This window comes from Comamonas sp. BIGb0152 (assembly GCF_024809975.1).
Lineage (GTDB): Bacteria > Pseudomonadota > Gammaproteobacteria > Burkholderiales > Burkholderiaceae_C > Comamonas.
In genome coordinates this window covers 523,242-547,956 of record NZ_JANUDY010000002.1, presented here as the reverse complement: position 1 = coordinate 547,956, position 24,715 = coordinate 523,242, and the positions used below count along the sequence as shown (strand labels likewise).

Annotated in this window: 16 protein-coding genes and 1 riboswitch; of the genes, 12 read left to right on the top strand and 4 right to left on the bottom strand. The window is 62.9% G+C overall.

The annotated features are described in order from the left end of the window. Position 1 precedes the first annotated feature (1 nt). The 3 genes from M2375_RS05950 to M2375_RS05940 all read left to right on the top strand — a co-directional run bounded on the left by M2375_RS05950 (position 2) and on the right by M2375_RS05940 (position 4,239). Positions 2 to 1,678, top strand: a complete 1,677-nt coding sequence (locus tag M2375_RS05950) for a hydantoinase B/oxoprolinase family protein (protein WP_259164551.1) — start codon at positions 2 to 4, stop codon at positions 1,676 to 1,678. Positions 1,679 to 1,757: 79 nt separating this feature from the next. After that, a complete protein-coding gene (locus M2375_RS05945; protein ID WP_259164550.1) occupies positions 1,758 to 3,140 on the top strand; it encodes an MFS transporter in 1,383 nt (460 codons plus the stop codon). 154 nt (positions 3,141 to 3,294) lie between these two features. Next, positions 3,295 to 4,239 (top strand): LysR substrate-binding domain-containing protein, encoded by a 945-nt coding sequence (locus tag M2375_RS05940; RefSeq protein ID WP_259164549.1) that lies wholly within the window; start codon positions 3,295 to 3,297, stop codon positions 4,237 to 4,239. Positions 4,240 to 4,430: 191 nt separating this feature from the next. Here M2375_RS05940 and M2375_RS05935 read toward each other — a convergent pair whose 3' ends face one another. Then, entirely contained in the window at positions 4,431 to 6,431 is a 2,001-nt protein-coding gene (locus M2375_RS05935; protein ID WP_259164548.1) for an acyltransferase family protein, read from the bottom strand. Positions 6,432 to 7,155: 724 nt separating this feature from the next. Next, positions 7,156 to 7,432: riboswitch (cobalamin riboswitch) on the top strand. A 204-nt stretch (positions 7,433 to 7,636) separates the two neighbouring features. Here M2375_RS05935 and M2375_RS05930 point away from each other — a divergent pair. From M2375_RS05930 to M2375_RS05910, 5 genes are read left to right on the top strand one after another with little or no spacing between them, the layout of a single operon-like run. Further along, entirely contained in the window at positions 7,637 to 9,709 is a 2,073-nt protein-coding gene (locus tag M2375_RS05930; RefSeq protein WP_259164547.1) for a TonB-dependent siderophore receptor, read from the top strand. A 13-nt stretch (positions 9,710 to 9,722) separates the two neighbouring features. Further along, positions 9,723 to 10,844, top strand: a complete 1,122-nt coding sequence (locus tag M2375_RS05925) for an ABC transporter substrate-binding protein (protein ID WP_259164546.1) — start codon at positions 9,723 to 9,725, stop codon at positions 10,842 to 10,844. After that, the gene (locus tag M2375_RS05920) at positions 10,841 to 11,947 is read left to right on the top strand and encodes an iron ABC transporter permease (RefSeq protein ID WP_259164545.1); all 1,107 of its coding nucleotides are present in this window, start codon (positions 10,841 to 10,843) and stop codon (positions 11,945 to 11,947) included. The genes M2375_RS05925 and M2375_RS05920 overlap by 4 nt, the downstream gene beginning before the upstream one ends. After that, on the top strand, positions 11,947 to 12,735 hold the full coding sequence (locus tag M2375_RS05915) for an ABC transporter ATP-binding protein (RefSeq protein ID WP_259164543.1): 789 nt from the start codon (positions 11,947 to 11,949) through the stop codon (positions 12,733 to 12,735). Before M2375_RS05920 ends, M2375_RS05915 begins: the two co-directional genes overlap by 1 nt. Continuing rightward, positions 12,728 to 13,507 (top strand): (2Fe-2S) ferredoxin domain-containing protein, encoded by a 780-nt coding sequence (locus M2375_RS05910; protein ID WP_259164542.1) that lies wholly within the window; start codon positions 12,728 to 12,730, stop codon positions 13,505 to 13,507. Before M2375_RS05915 ends, M2375_RS05910 begins: the two co-directional genes overlap by 8 nt. 13 nt (positions 13,508 to 13,520) lie before the next feature. Here M2375_RS05910 and M2375_RS05905 read toward each other — a convergent pair whose 3' ends face one another. Further along, the gene (locus M2375_RS05905; protein WP_259164541.1) at positions 13,521 to 14,435 is read right to left on the bottom strand and encodes a LysR family transcriptional regulator; all 915 of its coding nucleotides are present in this window, start codon (positions 14,433 to 14,435) and stop codon (positions 13,521 to 13,523) included. Positions 14,436 to 14,605: 170 nt separating this feature from the next. Between M2375_RS05905 and M2375_RS05900 the strand changes: the two genes are divergently transcribed. The 4 genes from M2375_RS05900 (at position 14,606) to M2375_RS05885 (ending at position 21,711) form a co-directional block, all read left to right on the top strand. Then, the gene (locus M2375_RS05900; protein ID WP_259164540.1) at positions 14,606 to 15,457 is read left to right on the top strand and encodes an alpha/beta hydrolase; all 852 of its coding nucleotides are present in this window, start codon (positions 14,606 to 14,608) and stop codon (positions 15,455 to 15,457) included. 212 nt (positions 15,458 to 15,669) lie between these two features. Continuing rightward, positions 15,670 to 16,926: an efflux RND transporter periplasmic adaptor subunit gene (locus tag M2375_RS05895; protein WP_404979277.1), complete on the top strand. Its 1,257-nt coding sequence runs from the start codon at positions 15,670 to 15,672 to the stop codon at positions 16,924 to 16,926. 24 nt (positions 16,927 to 16,950) lie between these two features. After that, the gene (locus M2375_RS05890) at positions 16,951 to 20,196 is read left to right on the top strand and encodes an efflux RND transporter permease subunit (RefSeq protein WP_259164538.1); all 3,246 of its coding nucleotides are present in this window, start codon (positions 16,951 to 16,953) and stop codon (positions 20,194 to 20,196) included. Between the two features lie 12 nt (positions 20,197 to 20,208). Beyond that, positions 20,209 to 21,711: an efflux transporter outer membrane subunit gene (locus M2375_RS05885; protein WP_259164537.1), complete on the top strand. Its 1,503-nt coding sequence runs from the start codon at positions 20,209 to 20,211 to the stop codon at positions 21,709 to 21,711. 87 nt (positions 21,712 to 21,798) lie between these two features. Here M2375_RS05885 and M2375_RS05880 read toward each other — a convergent pair whose 3' ends face one another. Together M2375_RS05880 and tagH are read right to left on the bottom strand one after the other, a co-directional pair. Then, positions 21,799 to 22,596, bottom strand: coding sequence for a PP2C family serine/threonine-protein phosphatase (locus M2375_RS05880; protein ID WP_259164534.1), 798 nt, complete (start codon positions 22,594 to 22,596; stop codon positions 21,799 to 21,801). Next, the gene (tagH, locus tag M2375_RS05875; RefSeq protein ID WP_259164533.1) at positions 22,593 to 24,695 is read right to left on the bottom strand and encodes a type VI secretion system-associated FHA domain protein TagH; all 2,103 of its coding nucleotides are present in this window, start codon (positions 24,693 to 24,695) and stop codon (positions 22,593 to 22,595) included. Before tagH ends, M2375_RS05880 begins: the two co-directional genes overlap by 4 nt. Positions 24,696 to 24,715: the final 20 nt, after the last annotated feature.

Below are 24,715 nucleotides of genomic sequence, written 5' to 3'. Positions count from 1 at the left end.
CATGGCAAACAATACAGACGTTCATTACCAAATCATGTGGAACCGCCTGATCTCGGTGGTCGAAGAGCAGGCGGTCACCTTGATCCGCACCGCTTTTTGCACCAGCGTGCGGGAGGCGGGCGATTTGTCGGCCGGCGTGTTTGACAAACAGGGCCGCATGATGGCCCAGGCCGTCACCGGCACCCCCGGACATGTGAACTCGATGGCCGAGTCAGTCGCGCATTTTGCCAAACGCTTTGAGCGCAGCACGCTGCAAGATGGCGATGTGCTGGTCACCAACGACCCCTGGCTGGGCACCGGCCACCTGCACGACATCACCGTCGTCACCCCGGTGTTCCATGGCCGCGACGGCAAGAGCGAGCACATCGGCTACTTTGCCGCCACCGCCCACGTGGTGGATATTGGCGGGCGCGGCTTTGGCCCGGACGGCAGCGATGTCTACGAGGAGGGCCTGTGCATACCGCCGATGAAGTTCTTCCGCGCCGGCGCGCTCAACGAGGACCTGATCGAGATCTTGCGCAACAACGTGCGCGAGCGCGACCAGGTGATTGGCGACTTCCATTCGCTGGCCGTCTGCAATGCCACCGGCATGCGCCGCCTCAAGGGCATGCTGGCCGAGTTTGAACTGCGTGACCTGGAAGACCTAGCCGGCTTTATCTTTGCCAACAGCCAGCGCGCCACCCGCGAGCGCATCGCCGCCTTGCCCGATGGCACGCAGCGCTACGCGATGACCGTCGATGGCTACGAGAAGCCCATTGAACTGGTAGTAGCCGTGGAGATTGCGGCTGACCAGCTGCGCGCCGACTTTGCCGGCACCTCCGACCCCAGCCGCTATGGCATCAATGTGCCGCTGACCTATACCAAGGCCTATGCTTCCTATGCGCTCAAGTGCGCGATTGCGCCGGAGATCCCCAACAACTGGGGCTCGCTGGAGCCCTTTGAGATCAGCGCGCCGGAGGACTGCATCCTCAATGCCCACCGCCCGCGCCCGGTCTCGGTGCGCCATGTCATCGGCCACCTGATCCCCGATGTGGTTCTGGGTGCGCTGCAGCCCATTTGCCAGGGTGAGATTCCGGCCGAAGGGGCCAGCTCGCTGTGGAACCTGCAGATGCGCTTCAAGGGCATCACCCAGGCCACACGCAACCAGCAGCACGAAATCCTGATGTTCAACACCGGCGGCACCGGCGCACGCCCCTCGAGCGACGGCCTCAGCGCCACCGCCTTCCCCAGCGGCGTGCAGGCCATGTCGGTCGAGGTGACCGAGAGCATCGGCCCCATCATCATCTGGCGCAAGGAGCTGCGCCCCAACTCGGGCGGCGCCGGCCGCTGGCGGGGCGGCCTGGGCCAGCGCATCGAGGTGGGCTCGGCAGAGGGCTTTGAGTTTGACCTGAACGCCATGTTTGACCGCGTGCATTTTGCAGCGCGCGGCCACAACGGCGGCCAAAGCGGGGCACTGGGCAAGGTGTCGCTGGACGACGGCACCGCCTTGCGCGGCAAGGGCAAGCAGCAGATCCCGGCCGGGCGCCGTTTGATTCTGGACTTGCCCGGCGGCGGCGGCAACGGCGATGCGGCCCAGCGCCCGCCAGCCTTGGTGCAGCGCGATGTGGACTACGGTTACATCAGCGCCGAGCAGGCAGAGGCGGACTATGCCCATGCCAAGCGGCTGACGCCGGTCTGATCGCATGACGATGGCCAGCGGCCCAGCCGCTGGCCCGTTCCCCACTTTTTCTCTCACTGCAGGACTTCAAGGTAGCTCGATGCGCACACACAATCCCATGGCAGATGGCTTTGCCGCCCCAAGTGCAAGCCTTTCGGACTGGTCGTCCCCCCAAGCGGCGGTGGCGCCGCGCGCGGTGCAGTCCAAGGAGCTCAACCGCGTGGTGCTGGCCTCGGTGGTGGGCAGCTTTGTCGAGTGGTTCGAGTTCTCGGTCTACGGCTACCTGGCAGCAGTGCTGGGCAAGGTGTTTTTTGCCACCAGCTCGCCGACGATGCAGATCACGGCATCCTGGGCGGCCTTTGCGATCGCCTTTTTTGCCCGGCCCATTGGCGGCATCTTCTTTGGCTCGCTGGGCGACAAGTACGGCAGAAAGCGGGTGCTGACCATCACCATCATCATGATGGCGATCTCCACCTTTTTGATCGGCGTGCTGCCCGGCTATGCGAGCATCGGCATTGCCGCGCCGCTGCTGCTGATCGTGCTGCGCCTGATGCAGGGGCTGTCGGCCGGGGGCGAGGCCAGTGGCGCGGCCATCTTTGTGGCCGAGTACTGCCGCGACCGCAACCGTACCTTGCTCACCAGCTGGGTCGAGGTGGGCTGCATGGCGGGCTTTTTCTTCGGCGCCTCGGTCTCGGCCATCCTGACGGTGTTTTTCAGTGCCGACCAGATCCTGGACTGGGCCTGGCGCATTCCGTTTCTGATTGCGCTGCCGCTGGGCGCCATTGGCCTCTATATCCGCAAGTACCTGGAAGAGACCCCCACCTTCCTGGCCATGAAGCAGCAGCATGACGCACTGGCCCAGGCGAGCTGGAAGGTGCTGTTCGCGACGCACAAGAAAGAGCTGTTCCAGTCGGCCGGCATCATTATCGTGACCAATGTCACCTTGTTCACCGTCGTCACCTATATCCCGACCTACTTTGTCAGCGCGCTGCATGTCGATGTGGCCACCGGCCTCAAACTCTCGCTGGGCCCGCAGCTCTTTTTGGTGGTGATGATCCCCATCATGGGCCTGCTGGCCGACAAGTTCAGCCGCAAGACCATGATGATCGCTGCGAGCCTGGCGATTGCGGTACTGGCCGTGCCTTGCTTTCACCTGCTGCTCGAAGGCAGCACCGCCGCCAAGATCTCGTCCTTGATGGTGCTCAACTTCTGTCTGGCCATGCTGCTGGGCAGCATCTACTCGATCATCCCTTCGATGTTCCACACCAGCGTGCGCTTCAAGGGCATGGCGCTCAGCTACAACGTGGCCGTGGCGATGTTTGCCGGCACCGCGCCGATGATCAACTCCTGGCTGATTGCCCAGACCGGCAATCCGGTCGTGCCCGCCTACTACCTGATTGGGGCGGCCGTCGTCGGGCTGATTGCGCTGCTGAGCAGCAAGGACCGCACCGGCATGCCCATGCGCGGGGATCCGGTGCAGTAACGCGGCCTAAGCACCTGGCAAAGCGCAACGCATCCGCACTGGGATGCGTTTTTCATGGGCTTGCAGGGCAGGGCGCCGACTGCGGTCAGTGCCAGGCTGCCACCTATAATCAGCGGCAGCCCGGGCCCTGCATCTCTTTGCCCGGCGCTCCTCCATGAAATACAAGCTCCCGCCCCTGCAGCCGCTGCGGGTGTTCGAATCCATCTACCGCCATGGCTCCATCCGCAAGGCCGCCGATGAACTGTGCCTGACCCCGCAGGCCGCCAGCCAGCAGCTCAAGCAGCTGGAGAGCGTGTTGGAGGTACAGCTGTTCGAGCGCGGCACCCGGGGTCTGCTGGCCAGTGCCGATGCGCAAACCCTGTACCACTATGTCGAGCAGGGGCTCGATGCACTCAGCCAGGGGCTGGAGGCAGTGCGGGCCAAGCAGCGCGATACCAAGTTCCATATCCAGGTCAGTCCCTACTTTGCCACCCAGTACCTGATCCGCTCGCTGCCCTCGTTCACCAAGGACTACCCCGCGCTCGATCTGCGCATCTCCATCGGCGTGGAATTGCCGTCGTTTGACGCCAGCGATTTGGATGCCGCCATTGTCTGGGGCTACGGCGGCGTCGACCACCTCGATGAAACCCCGCTGCTCGAAGACCTCAAGGTGATCGTGGCCACGCCCCAGCTGCTGGCCCAGCACCCGGTGGAAACCGCCCAGGATCTGCACCAGCACCGGCTGATCTCCCCGCTCAGCCACAACAGCTTGTGGCAGGACATCTATGCCATGCTGGGCTTGCAGCCGGGCGACAAGCATGTCAACCCCATGCTGCTGCACACCCACGATGCCATGCTGCAAGCGGTGCTCAGCGGGCAGGGCGTGGGCCTGCTGTCCTATGTCGATGCGCTCAGCTACCTCCACAGCGGCAAGCTGCTCGCGCCCTTTGGGCCCGAGTTGCTGCGCCAGCTGCCGATGGACAGAACGCCGAAGTTCCACCTCTACACGCGCCGGGGCGGTGGGCAGAGCCCCATCCAGGCCAGCTTCCGGCAATGGTTGCTGGGCCAGCTGCGCGGCGAGGACTTCATCGGCTACGAGTCGCGCCTGGCCCCGGCGTGATCCGCAGCGAGTAGCGGCACAGGAGCGGCTGGATTAATATATAGCCAAAGACGAATAGGTTGTGGTGGAAAGACTGGGCCTTGCCCAACATGCTTGCACTTATCTGGATTGTGACGCGGATGATTACCGTAGATAGGTGAAGAAAACTCTCACCCACGCCCAAGGTGCGCTGCATGTAATAAAGACAGTTGCTATTGGGTGTTTGGTTGAGGATTGCCCCATATCATTAACAAAACCTGTGTGAAAGAGGCTGTAAGGACGCGGTTGCCGTGACCGCTGAGATGATCCGAGTCGAAGAAGAGCGGTTTTTCATTGTCGAAGGCGGAACATATCTGCCCGGGACAAAGAAGCGGAATCGGATCCCAGACCGTAAGTTCAGGGTATTCTCGCTTTAATACATCCAACAGTTTCATTTGTGGATCACGCAGTCGCTCTATTGTTGCGCGATCAATTGTCAGACCGGGAGAGCAAACAGGGTTTTTCTTGTTGAACCAGTCAGAGCAGCGATTGGCAGGCGCCTTGAACAAGGGTTTGGGGGCATCAATGATGACCTGTACTTTTATAGCGCTTAGTCTATCGAGAACGGCCTTGGCAGAGGCTTTGGCTAAAGCATTGCTCTCCAATGTCTGCGCTGAAAAAATATCATCCAATACGGCATTTTCTCCGCGTGACCAATCCTTTCCTTTGAGTTCGGGCATTCTAAGGGATGCAAGAAAGACGATGTCACCCGGTTTTGCTCGCGCCTCAATCTCTTTGAAATTAGCTTCCCGACGTTCCGCGCAATGGGCCGGATCGGGACCGATGAGCGTCACAACTCCACAGCCACCCTGTTCAGATTCCAGTACCTGGATGCCAAGCTTCAGTCGAACAATGTTGAGCATGGTGCGATAAGCAGCAGCATGGGAGTCCCCAACGACAAAGAGTTGGCGCCCCTCTATCAATGGATCTTCAATCTTGCTGATCTCTTCGCGAGGATAGTGTTTATATGCATGCCATTCGTAGGTATCGCGTGTCTGACTCAGTGATAAGTGATAGGGATTATTAGAGACCCACAGTGCAGCCCACCAGAGCATGCCTACAGCCATCAGGCTAAAAGTGACTGTCGCCCAGGCATGATTTTGCTGAAGCGACTTGCCAACGCGAATAGGCGTTTCGATCCAGTGATAAGAGGCTGCAGCAAGTGCAATAACAAGGACAGGATAGGTGAGCTGAACGACCAGAAGCTCCAATCCCGTTGTCCACCTCAGGAAGACCAGCACAGGCCAGTGCCATAGATACAGCGAATAGGACAGGCGCCCGACATAGACCAACCACGGCGACTGCATCGCGCGCAGCAGCAGCGAGGGCGCGCCTTCATTCTGCAGCACCACGGCGGTGATCATCAACAGCGTTCCTACCACCGTTGGCAGAGCCCAAGGGAAGGGAAAGTGTTCACGTCCAGCAAAAAAGAAACCCACCATAACGAGTGCGAGGCCGCCAGGCAGCAGCAAACGCATAAGTGTCGTGTTCCGTGGCAAAAGACGTCTTGTACCAATGGTTTGGAAGAGCATTGCACCTGCTGCCAATTCCCAGAAACGGCTGGGCAAAAGATAAAATGCAGATGGCGGATCGAAATATGTCTGGCATGCACTTATACCTAGTGAAATCAATATGCAAAGAGGCAGTACATACCTGGCGAGTGTGAATCTATCCTTATAACGAAGCCATGCAAAATAAATTGCGGGAAACACCAGGTAAAATTGCTCCTCCACACCTAAAGACCAGGTATGCAGATAAGGGTTGAGGTCAGCACTCGGAGAAAAATAGGTTTCTGTATTCCCGGCCAGCACGAAATTACTTAGGCCAAAAAAGGCCGCAAGCCCAATGTGATTAATCAGTCCACTGAGCCAGAATTGCGGCATAAACATGGCAGATACAAGAAAGCTCACGGAGAGAACCACCAAAAGCGCGGGGAGAATTCGCAGAAAACGTCGACGATAAAACTCCCACAAGTATTTTCCAAACCTCCATTCACTGCGTGTTGAAAGTGATTGGCTAATGACATAGCCGGATATGACGAAAAACATATCAACGCCGGTAAAGCCACCAGGCAAAAGATCCAAAAAATTAGCGTGAAAAACAATGACTGCGAGAACGGCAACTGCACGAAGGCCGTCAACCGCTGGAATATAAGAAGCAGAGGATTTTTGCATGATTCCAATCTTTTATAGATATCTTTTCCGGACTACCAGATAATGGGATCAATCGCACACGGGCCGTTTGTGAACTGCTGTTCACCATAGCCGTGGGTCAGGATGCAGGGCTAAAAGCTCATCGCAGGTAGAAGCATTAAGGGTCTGATATAGGGGGCAGGCTGCAGGTGATGCAGCAAGCGATGTAGGTCAGTAAACAAGCGGTTCTCTTGGTGTGGGTAGACCGTCAGATCAGCCGATGCTGCTCATCGCTGTCTGGGGAAGTGCCAGCGACGAAATTGCACCTGTCCTGTTGTGTCTCGCGAAGTGAAGGGTGAAGGGTGGAGATGGATGCCAGTGAGGAATCTAACAGTTTCCAAGATGGTATTAGTTATAATTTGTTAATATTAAAATAATTATAGTCATCGGCTATTTTTATAAATTCAGTGAAACCGTCTCCCACATCAAATTTAGAAATAGCAGAGGCCCATGGTGATGAGTGGAGCGGTCATCGCATTTATTTACGACCTGCGGCTTCGCGCCTTCTCACAATCACAAACCTTTGGATGGCTGGGCGGTACCAGGGATCCGCTGCAAAACCCTTGCCCAATGAGATGGACGCGGATCCTGCAGCGCTGCAAGGCGTCTTTTAAAGATGCGCCCACGCTGGCGTTCAGACCGAGATAGAGAGTTTCCAGAGGGGGCACTAGGCCCGGGCTGGCTGCTGTTACACTGGCTGCGCTTTGAAAAAAGCCTATCTACAGGTGCTTGCTTAGCGCGAGTGAAACGGGAACAAGGTCGGGAGTACGCTCCCCCAAGCCTTGGCTGCCCCCGCAACGGTAGACAGGAAAAGTAGCCGATGCGGCCCGCTCCCACGCGGGTCCAGTCACTGGGGTTGAGAGTGCGTCCACGCCTGCCAGGCAACAAGACGCCCGCACCCTGGGAAGACCGGGTACTTGGTCAGCGCGTCTGCGCTGTACCGCCTGTGAGCCCGGAGACCGGCCTGTTCCTAGTCGCAGTGCGCCCTGGGTTTGCCCAGCGCGTGCTCTCTCAACTGTCTGCGGGGTGTGGACGGCGGTTCTTCGCGCGGACCCCTCCCTGGGACCCCTTGCGTGCAGTGCAGCCCTCGCATCAGGCAGTTAGCGCCTTTTGTTGAAATGACTGCAGTTCCTTATCCAAAAAACCGGCTCCTGGCAGCCACACGGCTTTCCTCCTCCCTACGCCTAATGGGCGGCTCCTGTGTTTTGTGCCTCCCGGCGCTGGGCCTGTCCGTGGCCCATGCGCAAGAAGCCTCGCTGCCCGAGGTGGTGGTGACCGATAAAAGCGCCGAGCCCAATGCGCTCCAACTCCCTTCCACCTCGGCCAGCAAACTCGCGGTGCCGCTGCAAGACCTGCCCGCCAGCGTCAGCTCGGTCTCGGCCCAGCAGATCCAGGAGCGTGCCGACTACGAGGTGGTGGATGCCGTGGGCCGCAGCGTAGGCCTGAGCGTCAACAGCACGCCCGGTAACGGGGGGTTGTCGTTCTCCAGCCGGGGCTTTACCGGGGTGAACTCGGTGGGCGTAGCCGAGGACGGGCTGAGCCTGGGTGTGGCTGCGGGCACCGTGGCCTATCCCAACTCCAGCTGGGGTTACGAGCGCTTTGATGTGCTGCGCGGGCCCGCTTCGCTGATGTATGGCAGCGGCACCATGGGTGCGACCGTGAACGCGGTGCGCAAGGAGCCCAGCCGTACGGCATCGTCCGAAGTGATGTTTGGCGCAGGTTCCCACGGCACGGCCCGCGCCGGGCTGGGCACCACCGGCGCGCTGAGCGACAGCCTGAGCTACCGCCTGGATGTCTACGGCGAGCGTACCGATGGTGAGCGCCAATTGGGCAACAGCGACAGCAAGAAGATCATGAGCGCCATCCGCTGGCAGGCCAGCAGCGACCTGCGCCTGGACCTGACGGCCGACATCAGCGACCAAAGGCCGGAGCGCTACTTTGGTACCCCGGTGGTCGACGGCAAGCCGGTGGCAGCGCTGCGCGACCGCAATTTCAACTTTCTCGACAGCGATATCCACTACAAGGACCAGCGCTACAAATTGAAGGCCGAATGGAATGTGAGCGACGCGCTGGTGCTGCGCAACGAGACCTACCACATGAAGGCCGACCGCCACTGGAAGAACATCGAGGGCTATGACTACAACGCCAGCGCCGGCCTGGTGCACCGCTACGACTACTTGGAAATTGGCCACGACCTGGAACAAAGCGGCAACCGCCTGGGCGCCGTGTTCAAGCCCGGCCAGCATGAGATTGCGATGGGCTGGGATGTATCCCAGGCCAAGTTCACCGCGCTGAACAGCTCACCCTATACCGGCGAATCCGATGTGCCGCTCGTGGGTGGAAGCAATGGCTACTGGAACAGCCCCGACCCCTACAAACCGCGCATGACCTCGCGCATCCGCCAGAACGCCTTCTACCTGGAAGACGCCTGGAAGCTGGACGAGCAGTGGCTGCTGATGGCCGGCCTGCGCCGCGACCTCTATGACTTTGACCGCATGGATTTGCTCAGCCAGGCACGTTTTGACAAGACCCTGGGCGGCACCTCCTGGCGCCTGGGTCTCACGCACAAGCTGGACCAGAACACCAGCATCTATGCCCAGGTCAGCACCGGCCATGACCCCGTCAACAGCCTGCTGTCGCTGACCCAGTCGCAGACCGGCTTTAGCCTGAGCAAGGGCCGCCAGGTGGAGGTGGGCATCAAGCAGCAGCTGCCCAATGACCAGGGCGAGTGGACGGTGGCGGTCTTCGATATCCGCAAAAAGGACATCATCACCCGCGACCCGGACCGGCCATCGGTGTCCATCCAAGGCGGCAAGCAGTCGTCCAAGGGCATCGAGCTGGCCGGCAGCTGGCGGGCCACCAAGGCCTGGCGCTTCGAGGGCAATCTGGCCTATGTCGATGCGCAGTTTGATGAACTGCTGGAAGGCGCCGCCGCCATTGACCGCGCGGGCAACCAGCCGGCCAATGTGCCCCGCTATACCGCCAATGCCTGGGCGCATTACCAAACCGGGGATTGGCGTGCATCGCTGGGCCTGCGCCATGTGGCCAGCCGCTACACCAGCAATGCCAATACCTCGCAGCTGCCCGCCTACACGGTGGCCGATGCAGTCCTGGGCTGGAACCTGAACCGCAGCACCACCTTGAACCTGGTGGGCCGCAACCTGGCGAACAAGCGCTATGCTGCATCGTCCTATGGCGGCACGCAGTGGCTGCTGGGCAACGGCCGCAGCTTTGAGCTGATGGCGCATCTGCGTTTCTGAGCAAGGTACCCACATGACAGCAAGCGCTACCCGGCAAACCCTGCGCGCTCTGGCGGCAGCAGCCGCCGCCTTGGTGCTTGCCGGCTGTGACCAGCCGGCAGGCCAGCAGCCTCTCAGCCGCCCGACCCAGGCGGCGGCCTTGCCCATGGCCACCGCTGGGGCTGCAGCCTCCGGCCCATCCCCATCAGCAGGCCTGCGGGCCACGCCGCTGCAGATCGATGTCTGCGGCCAGCCCCAGCGCTATGACCGGGTGCCGCAGCGTGCTGTCACGCACGATGTGAACATCACCGAAATGTTCCTGTTTTTGGGCCTGGGGCCCAAGCTGGTGGGCTACTCGGGGATTCCTTCGCAAAAGGAAATCAGCCCGGAGCTGAAGGACCAGTTCGCACAGGTGCCCAAGCTGTCGTCGCAGGACATGAACCTCGAAGCGCTGCTGGAGGTGCGCGCCGACTTTGTGTTTGGCGGCTGGAGCTATGGGTTCCGCCCCGGCGGGGTCACACCCGAGCTGCTGGCCAGCCATGGCATAGGCTCTTATGTGCTGTCGGAGTCCTGCATCCGTATCCAGAAGCGCGCGCGTGTTGCGCTCGGTGATACCTTGGCGGATCTGCGCAATGTGGCGCTTATCTTCGATATCGCGCCCCAGGCGCAAGGGCAGATTGAAAAATTGCAGGCCTCCATCGACCAACTGGCCGTGCAGATGCAGGGCAATACCCAAAAGCCCCGCGTGTTTGTGTTTGACAGTGGCGAGAAGATTCCCACCACCGTCGGCGGCTTTGGCATGCCCCAGGCCATGCTCGATGCCGCAGGTGGCAGCAATATCTTTGCCGATATCCCCAGCAACTGGCCCAAGGGCAACTGGGAAGATGTCATCACCCGCGACCCCGAGTGGATCATCATCATCGACTATGGCCGGCCCAGTGCGCAGGGCAAGATCGATTTTCTGCGCGCCAAGCCCGAGCTGGCAGGGGTGTCTGCGATCCGCGACCAGCGCTTTTTCGTCATCAGCTATGCCGAGGCCACGCCCGGGCCGCGCAATGTGCATGTGGCGCAGCGCCTGGCTGCCGCCTTGCACCCTGAGCGGGGCATCACCGTGGACCCGGTGCCCTGGTTGCCCGCGGCGGAGTCTAAACAGTGAGCCATGCACCCGGCTGTGACGGCCTGCATGCCCGCCAGCGGCGCACGCCCTGGTCCTTGGCACTGTGCCTGCTGTTGCTTTTTGCCCTGCTGCTGGCCAGCGGCCTGGCCGCCATCACCTGGGGCTCGGCATCGCTGCATGCCTCCACCGTGTGGTCGGTCGTCAGCCAGCAGTTGCTGGGCGGCGGGTGGCAGCCGGATGCAGGGCAGGGCGGCATCAGCCAGCAGCATTACCAGATTGTCTGGATGGTACGCATGCCCCGGGTGCTGCTCGCAGCGCTCGTCGGTGCCGGCCTGGCCGTCGTCGGCGTGGTGATGCAGGCGATGGTGCGCAACCCGCTGGCAGACCCCTACATGCTCGGGGTGTCCTCGGGCGCATCGGTGGGGGCCGTGTCGGTGCTGGCCTATGGCAGCTTCGCCGCGGCGGGCATCTATGCGATCACGGCCGGCGCCTTTATTGGCGCACTGCTGGCCACGGCCCTGGTCTATGCGCTGGCCCAGCAGCAAGGCCGCCTGCATGCCACCCGGCTGATCCTGAGCGGTGTGGCGATTGGCTACATGCTGATGGGCGTCACCAGCCTGATCACGTTGACGGCCGGCCAGCGCGAGCTGGCCAATGCCTTGCTGACATGGACCTTGGGCAGCCTGGCCGCCACCCAGTGGAGCGCCCTGGGCCTGCCCGCTGTGGTGCTGGGCCTGGGCTTAGTGTGGCTGTTGCTGTGCGCCCGGCAGCTCAATGCCTTGCTGATTGGTGACGAGGGCGCCGCCACCCTGGGCCTCAACACCGCCAGCCTGCGCCTGCAGTTGTTTGTCGTGGTATCGCTGCTAACCGGCACCATGGTCGCCGTCAGCGGCGCCATCGGCTTTGTCGGCCTGGTCATCCCCCACATCACGCGCATGCTGGTGGGCAGCGACCACCGCCGGGTGCTGCCGGTCAGCGCCTTGATGGGTGCCAGCTTTCTGGTGCTGGTCGATCTGGCCGCGCGCACCTGGTTTGCCCCCAGTGAGCTGCCAGTCGGCGTTATCACCGCGCTGATCGGCGGGCCGTTTTTTATCTGGATGCTGTGGCGCCGCACCAGCGCGATGCCGGGAGGCAGTGTTTGATGCTGACTGCAAGCCATCTTTCCTGGCAGGCCGGCCACGGCAGCGATGCGGTGCAGATCGTGCGCCAGGCCAGCCTCCATGTGCAGCGGGGCGAATGCGTTGGCCTGGTGGGGCCCAACGGCTGCGGAAAATCTACCTTGATGCGCATGCTTTACCGTGTATTGCAGCCTGAGACCGGTGGCAGCGTTGCGCTGCAAGGCCGCGATATCTGGCAGATGAGCGCCCGGCAGTTTGCCCAGCAGGCTGCGGTGCTGGGCCAGGATACGGGCCTGGGTTTTGACTGCACGGTGCAGGAGCTGGTGATGATGGGCCGCTACCCGCACCAGTCGCGCTGGGCGCGCGACAGCGCCGAGGACAAGGCCGTCGTCAGCGCCTGCCTGGCACAGGTGCGGGCCAGCCAGCTGGCAGACCATCCCCTGTCATCCCTCTCGGGCGGCGAGCGCCAACGCGTGCTGCTGGCCCGTGCGCTGGCCCAGCAACCCCAGCTCTTGTTTCTGGACGAGCCCACCAACCACCTGGACATCCAGTTCCAGCTGGAGCTGCTCGGCCTGGTGCGCGCCTCGGGTTGCACCGTGCTGATCGTGGTCCATGATCTGAACCTGGCCGCGCAGTTCTGCGACCGCATCTATGTGATGCAAGCTGGCGCGATCGAGGCAGAAGGCACACCCGCGCAGGTGCTGAGGCCCCAGACCATCGCGCAGGTGTTCCAGGTGGAGTCACTGGTGGACCGCCACCCGCGCCTGGACAAGCCCCGGGTCAGCTACTGGATGGACAAGCCCCATGCTTGAAAAACCTGACGCCTTATTGCTGCTAGGCCGGGGCGGCCTGGGGTCGGCCGCCAAAAACGAGTTGCAGTCTTTGCTGCAGGCCTGCCAGCAGGCAGACCCGGGCATGCCCATGCAACTGGCGTTTGCGGACCGTAACCAACCAGCCTTGCCCGAGGCGCTGGACCGCCTTTGTGCCGCGCTCCCCGCTGCCGATCTGGCACAGAGGACCCTTGTCATCCAGCCGGTCATGGTCCCTGATGAGCCGGCTTTGCGGCGCTGGCTGCAGAAAGTGGCGATGCGCTGGTTGTCCGAGCAGGCCGACCATGCCCGCCCCAAGCTGGTGTTTGCGCAGCCGCTGCTGCAGCTCGATGGCCTTGTGCCTGCGTTGCTCAAGAACCTGGCGCAGGCGGCGACGCTGCCCGATGTGGCAGCCGAGGAGGGTGAAGAGGGCTGGCAGACCGACCCGGTCGCCTGGAGCAGCGTGCCCGCGCACCAGCGCCATGTGCTGTGGTGCATGGGCCCGCGCTGCGTGGCCAAGGGGGCCGCGGCGCTGTGGCCCCGGCTGAGCCAGGCGGTGCAAGCCAGTCCGCCACTCAAGCAGCAGCTGATGCTGCTGCAGACCAGCTGCCAGTACCCCTGCAACCAGGGGCCGCTGATGATCATCTACCCCGAAGGCGTCTGGTACGGCATGCTGGATGCAGACAGCCTGGTGCCGGTGCTCAAAAGCCACATCGAAGGGGGCGAGGCCTGCGCCGCGCACCGGGTGCATCCGCCGCCAGCGGCTTCGGATTGAGGGCGGCGGGGCGCTATTTGCACTGCAGCAAGGGATCGGCCGCAAAAATCTCCACCACCCAGTCGACAAAGGCCCGCACCTTGGCGCTCAGGTGCGAGTTGGGCGGGTAGACCACATAGACCGGCAGCAAGGGCTGGGTCCACTCCGGCAATACCTGCATCAGCTCGCCGCTTTTCAGGTAATCGCGCGCCTGGTAGCTGGTGATCTGGCCCACACCTTGGCCGCTAAGCAAGCTAGTGGTATAGGCATTGGCCTCGTTGACGGCCAAAGTCGAGGGGTTCGCAATCTCGATGCTCTCGCCGTTGTGCTGGAACTCCAGCGGGTAGCGGCGCTGGGTTACGGGCGAGAAGTAAATCACACTGTTGTGGCCGTTTTCCAGATCGCGTGGGTGCTGAGGCGTGCCTTGGCGCTGCAAATAAGCGGGCGAGGCCACTGTCAAAAATTCCACGTTACCCACACGGCGCGCCACCAGCGACTGGTCGCGCAGCTCACCGCCGCGCACCACGCAGTCCACATTGTCGGCAATCAGGTCCACGGTGCGGTCGGTCACGCCCAGGTCGATCTGGATATCGGGGAAGCGCGCCTGGAAGGATGCCAGTTGGGGAATGACCAGAAGCCGGGCGATGGAGGTGCCGACATCAACGCGCAGGCGCCCGCGTGGCGCGGCCCGCGCTTGGCTCATGCTGGCTTCGAGTTCATCAAAATCGGTCAGCAGCCGCACGGCGCGGTCGTAGTAGGCGGCGCCGTCGGTGGTCACGGTCACCCGCCGCGTCGTGCGGTTGAGCAGTTTGACCCGCAGCCGGTCTTCCAGCGCCTGCACATGCTTGGTCACACTGGCCTTGGGCATCTGCAGCGATGTGGCCGCGAGCGTGAATGTGCCCGACTCCACGACCCGAGCGAACACCCGCATTGCCTGTATCTGATCCATCTGCCTCTCCTTGCACTGTCGCGCACGCGCGCGCCAAAGTAGGTGGATTCTCACATGCCAAAGATCCGGCGATTGTTCCTTTTTTGGAAACAACGCGTCCATAATTTGCGGATTGATCGGTTGCAGCAACGCAACTACATTTACTCATGCCTCTACTACCGGGCTAGCTTATGTCTGACACCACCGTAAAAACCAGTTCACCGTCTGCTGACTTTATCGACACCGTCGCTCCGACGGCATCGGGCGAGTCGGTGGCTGTGCGCTTGTACGGTAGCAAAGGCAAGTTGGGCGAGCCTTCGCCCTTGGTGCTGCATTTTCATGGCGGCGCTTTTACCGAAGGTGACCTTGACAGTGGCTGCACCGTGGCGGGTCTGCTGGCCTCAGCAGGTGCCCGTGTGGTGTCGGTGGCTTACCCGCTCTCGCCTGAGCATCCATTTCCGCGTCCATTGGAGATCGGATATGAAATGCTCCAGTGGAGCTACAAACATCGCACTCGCCTTGCCGGCAAAGGTGCACCGATGTATGTGGCTGGTGAGGAGGCGGGCGCCAACCTGGCTGCCGGCGTGTGCTTGATGGCGCGTGATCAACGCCATCCGCCGCTGGCAGGGCAGATCCTGCTCTCACCCATGCTCAATCCCTGCGCCGGCACGGCATCGCTTCGCGCTGCCAATGGCGATGCAACGGAATGCAAATGGGCCGAAGGTTGGAACAAGTTCCTGGGCTGCACCTATGACGGCATCCATCCCTACGCCGTGCCTGCGATGGCACAGCGCCTGGCTGGGCTGCCGGCAACGCTCATCATGGTGGGCGATGAAGACCCGATGCATGACGAGGCACTGGCCTATGCCAGCCGCCTGCAAGCAGCGGGCCATCTGGTGCAGCAGCATGTATTCAAGGTCGCGCAACAGTGGCCCGATGCGTTGCTGGAGCCTCGGGCTCCCGATCCCTGTCCCTGTGCCGGGGCGGTGCTGGAACAACTGGCAGTTTTCTTCGAGACATCCCGATGTCGGGCGCAAGCCTGATCCCCTGAACGAAGCGCAAGGCATGTGCGGCGCCCCTGCCCGGTAAAGCCCGGGGAGCGGCGGCGGGCGGCTGCGCCTTCACCACCCCTCATTAGTTCTTTCTCGCAACGCATTGCCGCTATGGGCAAGGATTTTCTGTCGGCCTTTTTGGGCCGCAGGGGCATGCCGTTGCCGCAAGAAACCTCAACAACGATTCACGCACACACCAGGACATGGCCATGAGCAACAACAAAACTTCTTATTCCCCTCAACGCCGCTGGTGGACAGCCGTCGGCCTGGCTGCAGCCGTGGTGGCTGCGGGCGGCACGGCGCTGGGCCTGCAAAGCTCGCACGCGAGTGCGCCGGCCGAGGCCGCTGCGCCGCCGGCCATGCCCGTCTCCGTCGCCCAGGTGCTGCAAAAGGATGTGCAGCTCTGGGATGAATTCTCTGGCCGGCTCGAAGCCGTGCAGCGTGTGGATGTGCGGCCCCGTGTGGCCGGCGCGCTGCATGCGGTGCACTTCAAGGAAGGCGCGCTGGTCAAGGCCGGCGATCTGCTCTTCACGGTCGACCCCGCGCCCTTTGCGGTCGAGGTGGACCGCGCCGAAGCCCAGGTGGTGGCGGCCAAGGCCCGCATGGGCTATTCGCAAAGCGAAGCTGAGCGCGCTGCCCGCCTGTGGGAAGAGCGCGCCATTGCGCAAAAGGAGCTGGACGAGCGCACCAACGCCCGCCGCGAAGCAGACGCCAACCTGCGCGCTGCCCAGGCCGCGCTGCAGACGGCCAAGCTCAACCTGGGTTACACGCAGGTGCGCGCACCGGTGGCCGGCCGGGTGGGGCGCATCGATGTGACCATCGGCAACCTGGTCAGCGCCGGGGCCGGCGCGCCAGTGCTCACCACCCTGGTCTCCGTCAACCCCATGTATGCCAGCTTTGATGCCGACGAGCAGATCGTCACCAGTGCGCTGCAAGGCCTGCGCCAGGGCAAAAGCGCCCGTGCGCTGATCGAGAGCATTCCCGTGCAGATGGGGGTGGGCACCAGTGGCGCCACGCCGTACAACGGCCACCTGCAGTTGATTGACAACCAGGTGGATGCGCGCAGCGGCACGGTGCGGGTGCGCGCGGTGTTTGACAACGCCGATGGCGCGCTGATGGCCGGCCAGTTTGCCCGCGTGCGCATGGGCCAGCCCCACAGCCAGCAGGCCCTGCTGATCAATGAGCGGGCCGTGGGCACCGACCAGAGCAAGAAGTTTGTGCTGGTGGTGGGCGAGGACAACAAGGCCGAATACCGCGAAGTGCAGCTGGGCGCGCCGTTTGAGGGCCTGCGCCTGGTGACCTCGGGCCTGAAGGCGGGCGAGCGCATTGTGGTCAATGGCCTGCAGCGCGTGCGGCCCGGCGCCGTGGTGGCACCGCAGGACGTGCCCATGTCTAACAAATCTGAGCTCAAGGGCGAAGCGCAGCAGGCAGCTAGCGATGCTTCCAAACCTGCCGCCTGAACCCCATAAGAAAAAGTCAAGCGTATGAATTTATCCCGATTTTTCATCGACCGCCCGATTTTCGCAGGTGTGCTGTCGGTGCTGATCTTTCTGGCAGGGCTGATCGCCATGCGAACCTTGCCGATCTCGGAATACCCCGAGGTCGTGCCGCCGTCCGTCGTAGTGCGCGCCCAGTACCCTGGCGCCAATCCCAAGGTGATCGCCGAGACGGTGGCCACGCCGCTGGAAGAGTCCATCAACGGGGTAGAAGGCATGCTCTATATGGGCAGCCAGGCCACCACCGATGGAGTGATGACCCTGACCGTGACCTTCAAGCTGGGCACCGACCCGGACAAGGCCCAGCAGCTGGTGCAGAACCGCGTCTCGCAAGCCGAGCCGCGCCTGCCCGAAGAAGTGCGCCGCTTGGGGGTGACGACGATCAAAAGCTCGCCGGACATCACCATGGTGGTGCACATGGTCTCGCCCAATGGTCGCTATGACATCGACTACCTGCGCAACTATGCCGTGCTCAACGTCAAGGACCGCCTTGCGCGCATCCAGGGCGTAGGCCAGGTGCAGATCTTTGGCGGCGGCGATTACTCGATGCGCGCCTGGCTGGACCCGCAAAAGGTCGCGCAGCGCGGCCTGTCGGCCAGCGATGTGGTGGCCGCCATCCGTGGCCAGAACGTGCAAGCTGCTGCCGGCGTCGTCGGTGCATCGCCAGGCTTGCCTGGTGTGGATACCCAGCTGTCCATCAATGCCCAGGGCCGCTTGTCCAGCACTGAAGAGTTTGGCGACATCATCGTCAAGACCGGCTCGGACGGCGCAGTGACGCGCTTGCGCGACATTGCCCGCCTGGAGCTGGGCGCGGCCGATTACTCGCTGCGTTCGCTGCTCAACAACGAGCCGGCTGTCGGCATGGGCGTGTTCCAGGCGCCAGGCTCGAATGCGCTGGAGATCTCGGCCAACGTGCGCAGCACCATGGCTGAGCTGCAAAAGAACATGCCCGAGGGCGTGGAGTTCCGCATTGCCTATGACCCGACCCAGTTTGTGCGCGCCTCCATTGACTCGGTGATCCACACCTTGCTCGAAGCCATCGCGCTGGTGGTGGTCGTGGTGATTCTGTTCCTGCAGACCTGGCGCGCCTCCATCATTCCGCTGCTGGCCGTGCCGGTGTCGGTGGTGGGAACGTTCGCCGTGCTGCACCTGTTGGGCTTTTCCATCAATGCGCTCAGCCTCTTTGGGCTGGTGCTGGCCATCGGTATCGTGGTCGATGACGCCATCGTCGTGGTCGAGAACGTGGAGCGGAACATTGAAGCCGGGCTGAGCCCGCGCGAGGCCACCTACCAGGCCATGCGCGAAGTTTCGGGCCCCATCATTGCGATTGCCCTGGTGCTGGTGGCGGTGTTTGTACCGCTGGCCTTTATCAGCGGCCTGACGGGCCAGTTCTACAAGCAGTTTGCGGTGACGATTGCCATCTCCACGGTGATCTCGGCCATCAACTCGCTGACGCTGTCGCCCGCGCTGGCTGCGCTGCTGCTCAAGGGCCACCACGAGCCCAAGGATGCGCTGACCCGTGGCATGGACCGGGTGCTGGGCGGCTTCTTCCGCCGTTTCAACTCCGTGTTCCACCGGGGCTCCGAAGCCTATAGCGGCGGTGTGCGCCGTGTCATCAGCCACAAGACGGGCATGTTTGTGGTCTACCTGGCACTGGTGGGTGCCACCTGGGGCCTGTTCCACATGGTGCCCGGCGGCTTTGTGCCGGCCCAAGACAAGCAGTACCTGGTCGGTTTTGCCCAGCTGCCCGATGGCGCCACCTTGGACCGCACCGAAGACGTGATCAAGCGCATGGGCGATATCGTCAAAGAGAACCCCAATGTGGCCGATGCCATCGCCTTCCCTGGTCTGTCGATCAATGGCTTCACCAACAGCTCGAACTCCGGCATCGTGTTTGTATCGCTCAAGCCCTTTGCCGAGCGCACCCGCGCCGACCAAAGTGGTGGCGCTGTGGCGGGCCAGCTGAACCAAGCCTTTGGCCAGATCCAGGACGCCTTTATCGCCATGTTCCCGCCGCCACCGGTGTCGGGCCTGGGCACTACGGGCGGCTTCAAGCTGCAGATCGAAGACCGGGCCTCGCTCGGCTACGAAGCGATGGACGGCGCGGTCAAGGCCTTCATGGCCAAGGCCTACCAGACGCCTGAGCTGGCCGGCATCTTCTCGAGCTGGCAGGTCAATGTGCCGCAGCTCTTTGCCGATATCGACCGCACCAAGGCGCGCCAGCTGGGTGTGCCGGTGACGGATATCTTCGAGACCCTGCAGATCTACCTGGGCAGCCTGTATGCCAACGACTTCAACAAGTTTGGCCGCACCTACAGTGTGCGGGTGCAAGCGGATGCGGGCTTCAGGGCGCGTGCGGAAGACGTGGGCGCGCTCAAAGTGCGATCGACCACCGGCGAGATGGTGCCCCTGTCGGCGTTGATGAAGCTCGAACCCAGCTTTGGGCCCGAGCGTGCCATGCGCTACAACGGTTTCCTGTCGGCCGACGTCAATGGTGGCCCAGCCCCCGGTTTCTCGTCGGGCCAGGCCCGCGAAGCGGTGGAGCGCATCGCCGCCGAGACCTTGCCCCAAGGCATCAGCTTTGAGTGGACCGAGCTGACCTACCAGGAAATTCTGGCCGGTAACTCTGCTGCGCTGGTCTTCCCCTTGGCCATCTTGCTGGTATTCCTGGTGCTGGCCGCGCAGTATGAAAGCCTGACCTTGCCTCTGGCCATTGTGCTGATCGTGCCCATGGGCTTGCTGGCGGCGATGACGGGTGTCTGGCTGTCCAACGGTGACAACAATGTCTTCACCCAGATCGGTCTGGTGGTGCTAGTGGGGCTATCGGCGAAGAACGCCATCTTGATTGTGGAGTTTGCCCGCGAGCTGGAGTTTGCCGGCCGCACCCCCGTGCAAGCCGCGATCGAGGCGAGCCGCCTGCGTCTGCGCCCCATCCTGATGACCTCGATGGCCTTCATCATGGGCGTACTGCCCCTGGTGCTCTCCAAGGGCGCGGGCGCCGAAATGCGCAGCGCCATGGGTATGGCCGTGTTTGCCGGGATGATTGGCGTTACCGCGTTTGGCCTGTTCCTGACCCCGGTGTTCTATGTGCTGCTGCGCAAGCTCGCTGGCAACCGCCCGCTCAAGCAGCATGGCGCACATGTGGCCCCGATCACGGCTCCCGTACCTGCTCCTGCGCATGGCGGAGGCTCGGGCCAACCCATCTTGGCCGCTGCGCGCGGACATGACGAATAAGAGAAGAACAACATGCAAGAAACGACGCTTTCTTTAAACGCTAACGCCGGGCAGGCCCCTCTGGGCCGGGGCCTGCGCCGCTCACTGGCACCGCTGCGCTTGAAACTGCTGACGCCGTTGGCAGCCGCCTTGCTGCTGGCCGGTTGCGCCACGGCGCTGCCCCCTGCGGCGCCCAACGCCGGTGTGCCGGTGCCCGCCGCTTTCAGCACGCCGCAGGACCAGGCCTCCTGGACCACAGCGGCCCCGGCCGAGGCGCAAGCCCGTGGCGCCTGGTGGCTGGCCTTTGGCGATGCCGAAATGACCACCCTGGTGGAGCGCGCAGCCGATGCCAACACCGATGTGCAGACCGCTGCGGCCCGCTTGGCGGAGGCCCGCGCGCTGCTGCGCTCGGCCGATGCCCAGCGCCTGCCCCAAGTCGGCGTCTCCGGCGGGGCCGCACGCCAGGCCGGCGCCAACACCAGCAGCGGCGTGCAGCCTGCCACTTTGTTGACGGCCGGGCTCAACCTGTCCTACGAGGTCGACCTGTTTGGCCGCCTCTCGCAGGCCAGCCAGGCTGCCCAGCTCGATGCCGAGGCCCGTGCCGCTTTGCTGCAAAGCACGCGCTTGATGGTGCAGTCCGATGTGGCGCAGACCTATCTGCAGCTGCGCGCGCTGCAAACCGAGCAGCAGCTGGTGCAGCAAAGCCTGGCCGCTTACCGCGACACCTTGCGCCTGATTGAGCGCCGCTTTAACGCCGGCGATGCCGCCGAGCTGGAGGTGGTGCGCATGCAAAGCGAGGTCTCGGCGACCGAGTCTGAGGCCTTGGCGCTGGAACGCCAGCAGGCAACCCTGAACAACGCGCTGGCGGTGTTGGTGGGCGAGGTGGCGACCGGCTTTGTGCTGCCCGCCGCCCAGGGCGAGGTGCGCCTGCCGGTGATTCCTGCGGGCGTGCCCGGCACCGTGCTGGCCCGCCGGCCCGATGTATCGGCCGCGCAAGCCAGCGTGCTGGCAGCGCAAGCCCGCGTGGGGGTAGCGCAGGCGGCCTGGTTCCCGGCCATTACCTTGACCGGCAATGGCGGCTTTGCCTCGCCCGACCTGGGCGACCTGTTCAAATGGTCAGCCCGCTCCTGGGGACTGGGCGCGCTGCTGTCGCTGCCGCTGTTTGATGGCGGCCAGCGCGAGGCGCAGGAAGAGGGCGCCAAGGCCCGGCTGGAGGCCGCACTGGCGGCACAGCGTGGCCAGGTGCTGGGCGCCTTCCGCGAGGTGGAAGACCAGCTGAGCAGTCTGCGCCTGCTGCAAGGCCAGGCCACGGTTCTGGGCCAGGCAGTGAAGTCTGCCGAGCGCGCCACGCACCTGTCGGATGTACGCTACCGCAACGGCCTGGTGAGCCAGCTGGAGCTGCTCGATGCCCGCCGCAACGAGCTGCGCAACCGCCGCCAGGCGCTGCAGGTACGCACCGCCCAGTACACAGCCACGATTGCACTCATTCGCGCGTTGGGCGGCAGCTGGGACAGCACGGCTTCTGCAGCCGGCTGAGCAAGGGCCTCGTGAAAAGCAGGCCTCCGTTGGGAGGCCTGCTTTTTTCATGGGCTGACTCAGCGTCTTCGGTGTCTTCAGCGTCTTTTAGGGGCTCTGCAGCAACAAGGTGCTTTGACCGTCATCGCTGATCCAGACGCCGGTCGCCGTGAAATTGTCATTGTCCCCGCGACCACGCTTTCGGACCTCGGCCATCAAGTCACTGATCCAGTCTTGCACACAGCTCGATCGCTGCAGTGAGGCCTCGATATCCGCCGTACTCAGGCCGTTCCAGATCCCATCGGTGCACAGCAAAAAGGCATCGCCCGTAGAGATGTCGATGGCCTGCTCCAGCACCTCGGGCCCTACCTCGCTTTGGGTCCCGACGGCGCCGAGCAAGACGTTTTTCTTGGGGTAGGTCTGGGCATCGGTTTGCGAGAGCAGGCCGGCGTTCACCAGGCATTGCACCACGCTGTGGTCGCTGGTCACGGCCACCAGCTCCTTGGCACGGAACCAGTAAAGGCGGGAGTCGCCCCAGTGCGCCCATATGGCGCGTTGTCGGTAGGTGTCTATGCGCAGCTCTACCACCGTGGTGCTCATACGGCTGTATTCAGGATGGGCCTGCTGCTGCGCTTGTATCTGGCCCGACATGGCCAGTAATTGCTCCTGAAACACGGCTGGCTGCATGGACAAGGAGGCATTGCGGACGGCCTGCATGGCCAAGTTTGATGCGCGCAGCCCGCCTGCAGCCCCTCCCATTCCATCAGCGACGGCAAACGAGACCACGTGGTGGTCTCGCACATGGCAAAAGGCATCTTCGTTGTAGCTTCGGTCGCCTGCGTCCGTCTGGGAATGGTGCACCAAGGCCAGTGCAGGCTCGGCGGAATGTGCGTCTGGCTCTCTCACGTGCGCTTGCTTTCGCTGTTGTGTTGGACTTCATCCTGGTAGGCATCGAGAAACTCTGCGCCCCAGGATGTTGGGCTCTGGTTCTTGATCTCTTCTTTGAGCCATTCATAGCGGCTGCGGTACATCGTCCACAGACGGGCATCACGCTGGCTCTTGAAAAATGCGTTTGCACGCCCTTGGCTTTGCAACTGCGCTTGCAGAAATCGCGGATCAAAACGGTCGAACAAGCCGCGCACCGCGGCTTGCGTGCCCGCCATCATGGCCAGCTCATGGCTGCGCAGATCTTGAAAGGCGTCGGCGATCGCCTCAGGACCATTCTGGAAGCCAGGCATATGGGGGCCAAAGATTTGTGCCAGCACCGAGGATCCCGTGGGCAGAAATTTCAAGGGGTTGTTGGCCTCGGCGTTGATCAGGGTGACCGAGACCCGCACTTCTTGCTTGGCTGCAGCCCTGGAGCCCAGCAGATCCATGCAGCCTTGCACAGACTCCGCCAGCATTTTTCCCAGCATGAACATCAACTCGGGCGTCAGCTGCTCGGGGTAGCGGCAATCCATGAGCCCGGCCCCGCGCTTGAAGCTGTCCAGCAACGCCTGAGCACTGGTTTCGTCGGCCTCGGTCGCATGGGCTTCTTCCACCCCCGCTTCGTGCGTGCCAGCGGGATTTTCGCTCGCTGCGACCTGCCCTTGCCGGCTGTCGGTGGGCGGGGCTGGCTCCGCAGCGCCATCTGCCAAGCCAGCAGGGTCAGCGTGGCCTGCATCGGGCGTGGGCACTGAAAGGGGAGTAGCTGACAGCGTTGCGGCAACGTCCTGCGGCTGCCGAGCGCCGCCAGGGCTGGCCGTGGCATCCATTGCTGCAGAAAGCGCAGCGCAAGCCTCCATGCTGACAGGCTGCTGGGCTTCACCGTGCAGCGCCTCAGCAATGCCTGGGGCCGCAGGCGTGGGAGCGGAGCCTTGTGCGCTGCTGGGCGCATCTGGCACCACCGCCCTGGGCGCCCTGAAATAAGCACCCACCTCGACCCGCCGGTCTGCCAACGCCTGGTCCGGTTCCACGGAAAGGCCATGCGCAGCAATGGCCGGCTCCAAGAGGGCGTTCTGCGGCGACGCGCTGAATATCTGTAGTGGATCTACGGGGGTAGAGGCATCCATCAGCCGCTGGTGCTGCTTGGCCTCCAGCGGATCTTGCACCATCGTGCCGATGTCGGCATCGCCGGGCTGGTAGATGGCATCCACGGAGCGTGAGGGGAACATCTGACCCAGGCCTTGCTTGCCTTGCATTTGCGCCAATGGGTCATCTGTGTTGCGCTCCAAGGCGCCGTTCGGCGCCAGAACATTGAAGTCTTCAGGGATGAGCGCAGCGTTTGGAAAGGAGCTGCCCTGGGCAAGAGCAGCTTCTTGCGCACTGACCGGGGTGGCGAGCAGGTCTGCGAAAGGATCGGAGCCCAAAAATACAGCCCGCTCAGGGGCTGGCGTATGCGTTGCAGGTGGCATAGCGCGGGGGGCCGCATCCGCCTGTGGGGCAGAGACCACTGGCGCGGAAGGCGGCATGGCGGCCGCCGCAGACGGTGGGGGTGGTGGCGGCACCGGGCTTGCCAACAGATCCCCAAATGGCCCTGCAGTGTCTACAGTGTCTGGCACATCATCGCGTTGCTCGCTCAGGACAGCGCGTGAAAAGGCCAGCGGTGTTGGAGGCGCCTGAGAACCATCCTCCTTGTGCGTGACCTCAGGCCGCGCGGGGGATGCTGGCACAGGCGCGGCACCAGGCTTGGTGGCATCCACCTCGTCCGACAAGTCTTCCACCACAATGGTGTAGTTGCCCGTCACCCAGCAAGCCCCCTTCTCGATAGGGCAAGCCTCACCGGGCTTCAACTCCTTGGCGTCGACATAGATGGCATTGGAGGTGCTGGCATTGATCAAGACAAAGCGGCCATTGTCGACAATGACCTGGGCCTGGATGCGAGAGATCCTGCGGAAAGGGTCCAGCAAAACCATCTGACAATGCGGATCGCGGCCCAGCGTTCCACCTAGCCTGTCAAAAACGTGTTGCACCACGTGGGTGACGCCATTGGCATACGCCAAACTGGCGCTGAGTTGCAAAAACATGTCGAATCCTCGCGTCCTGC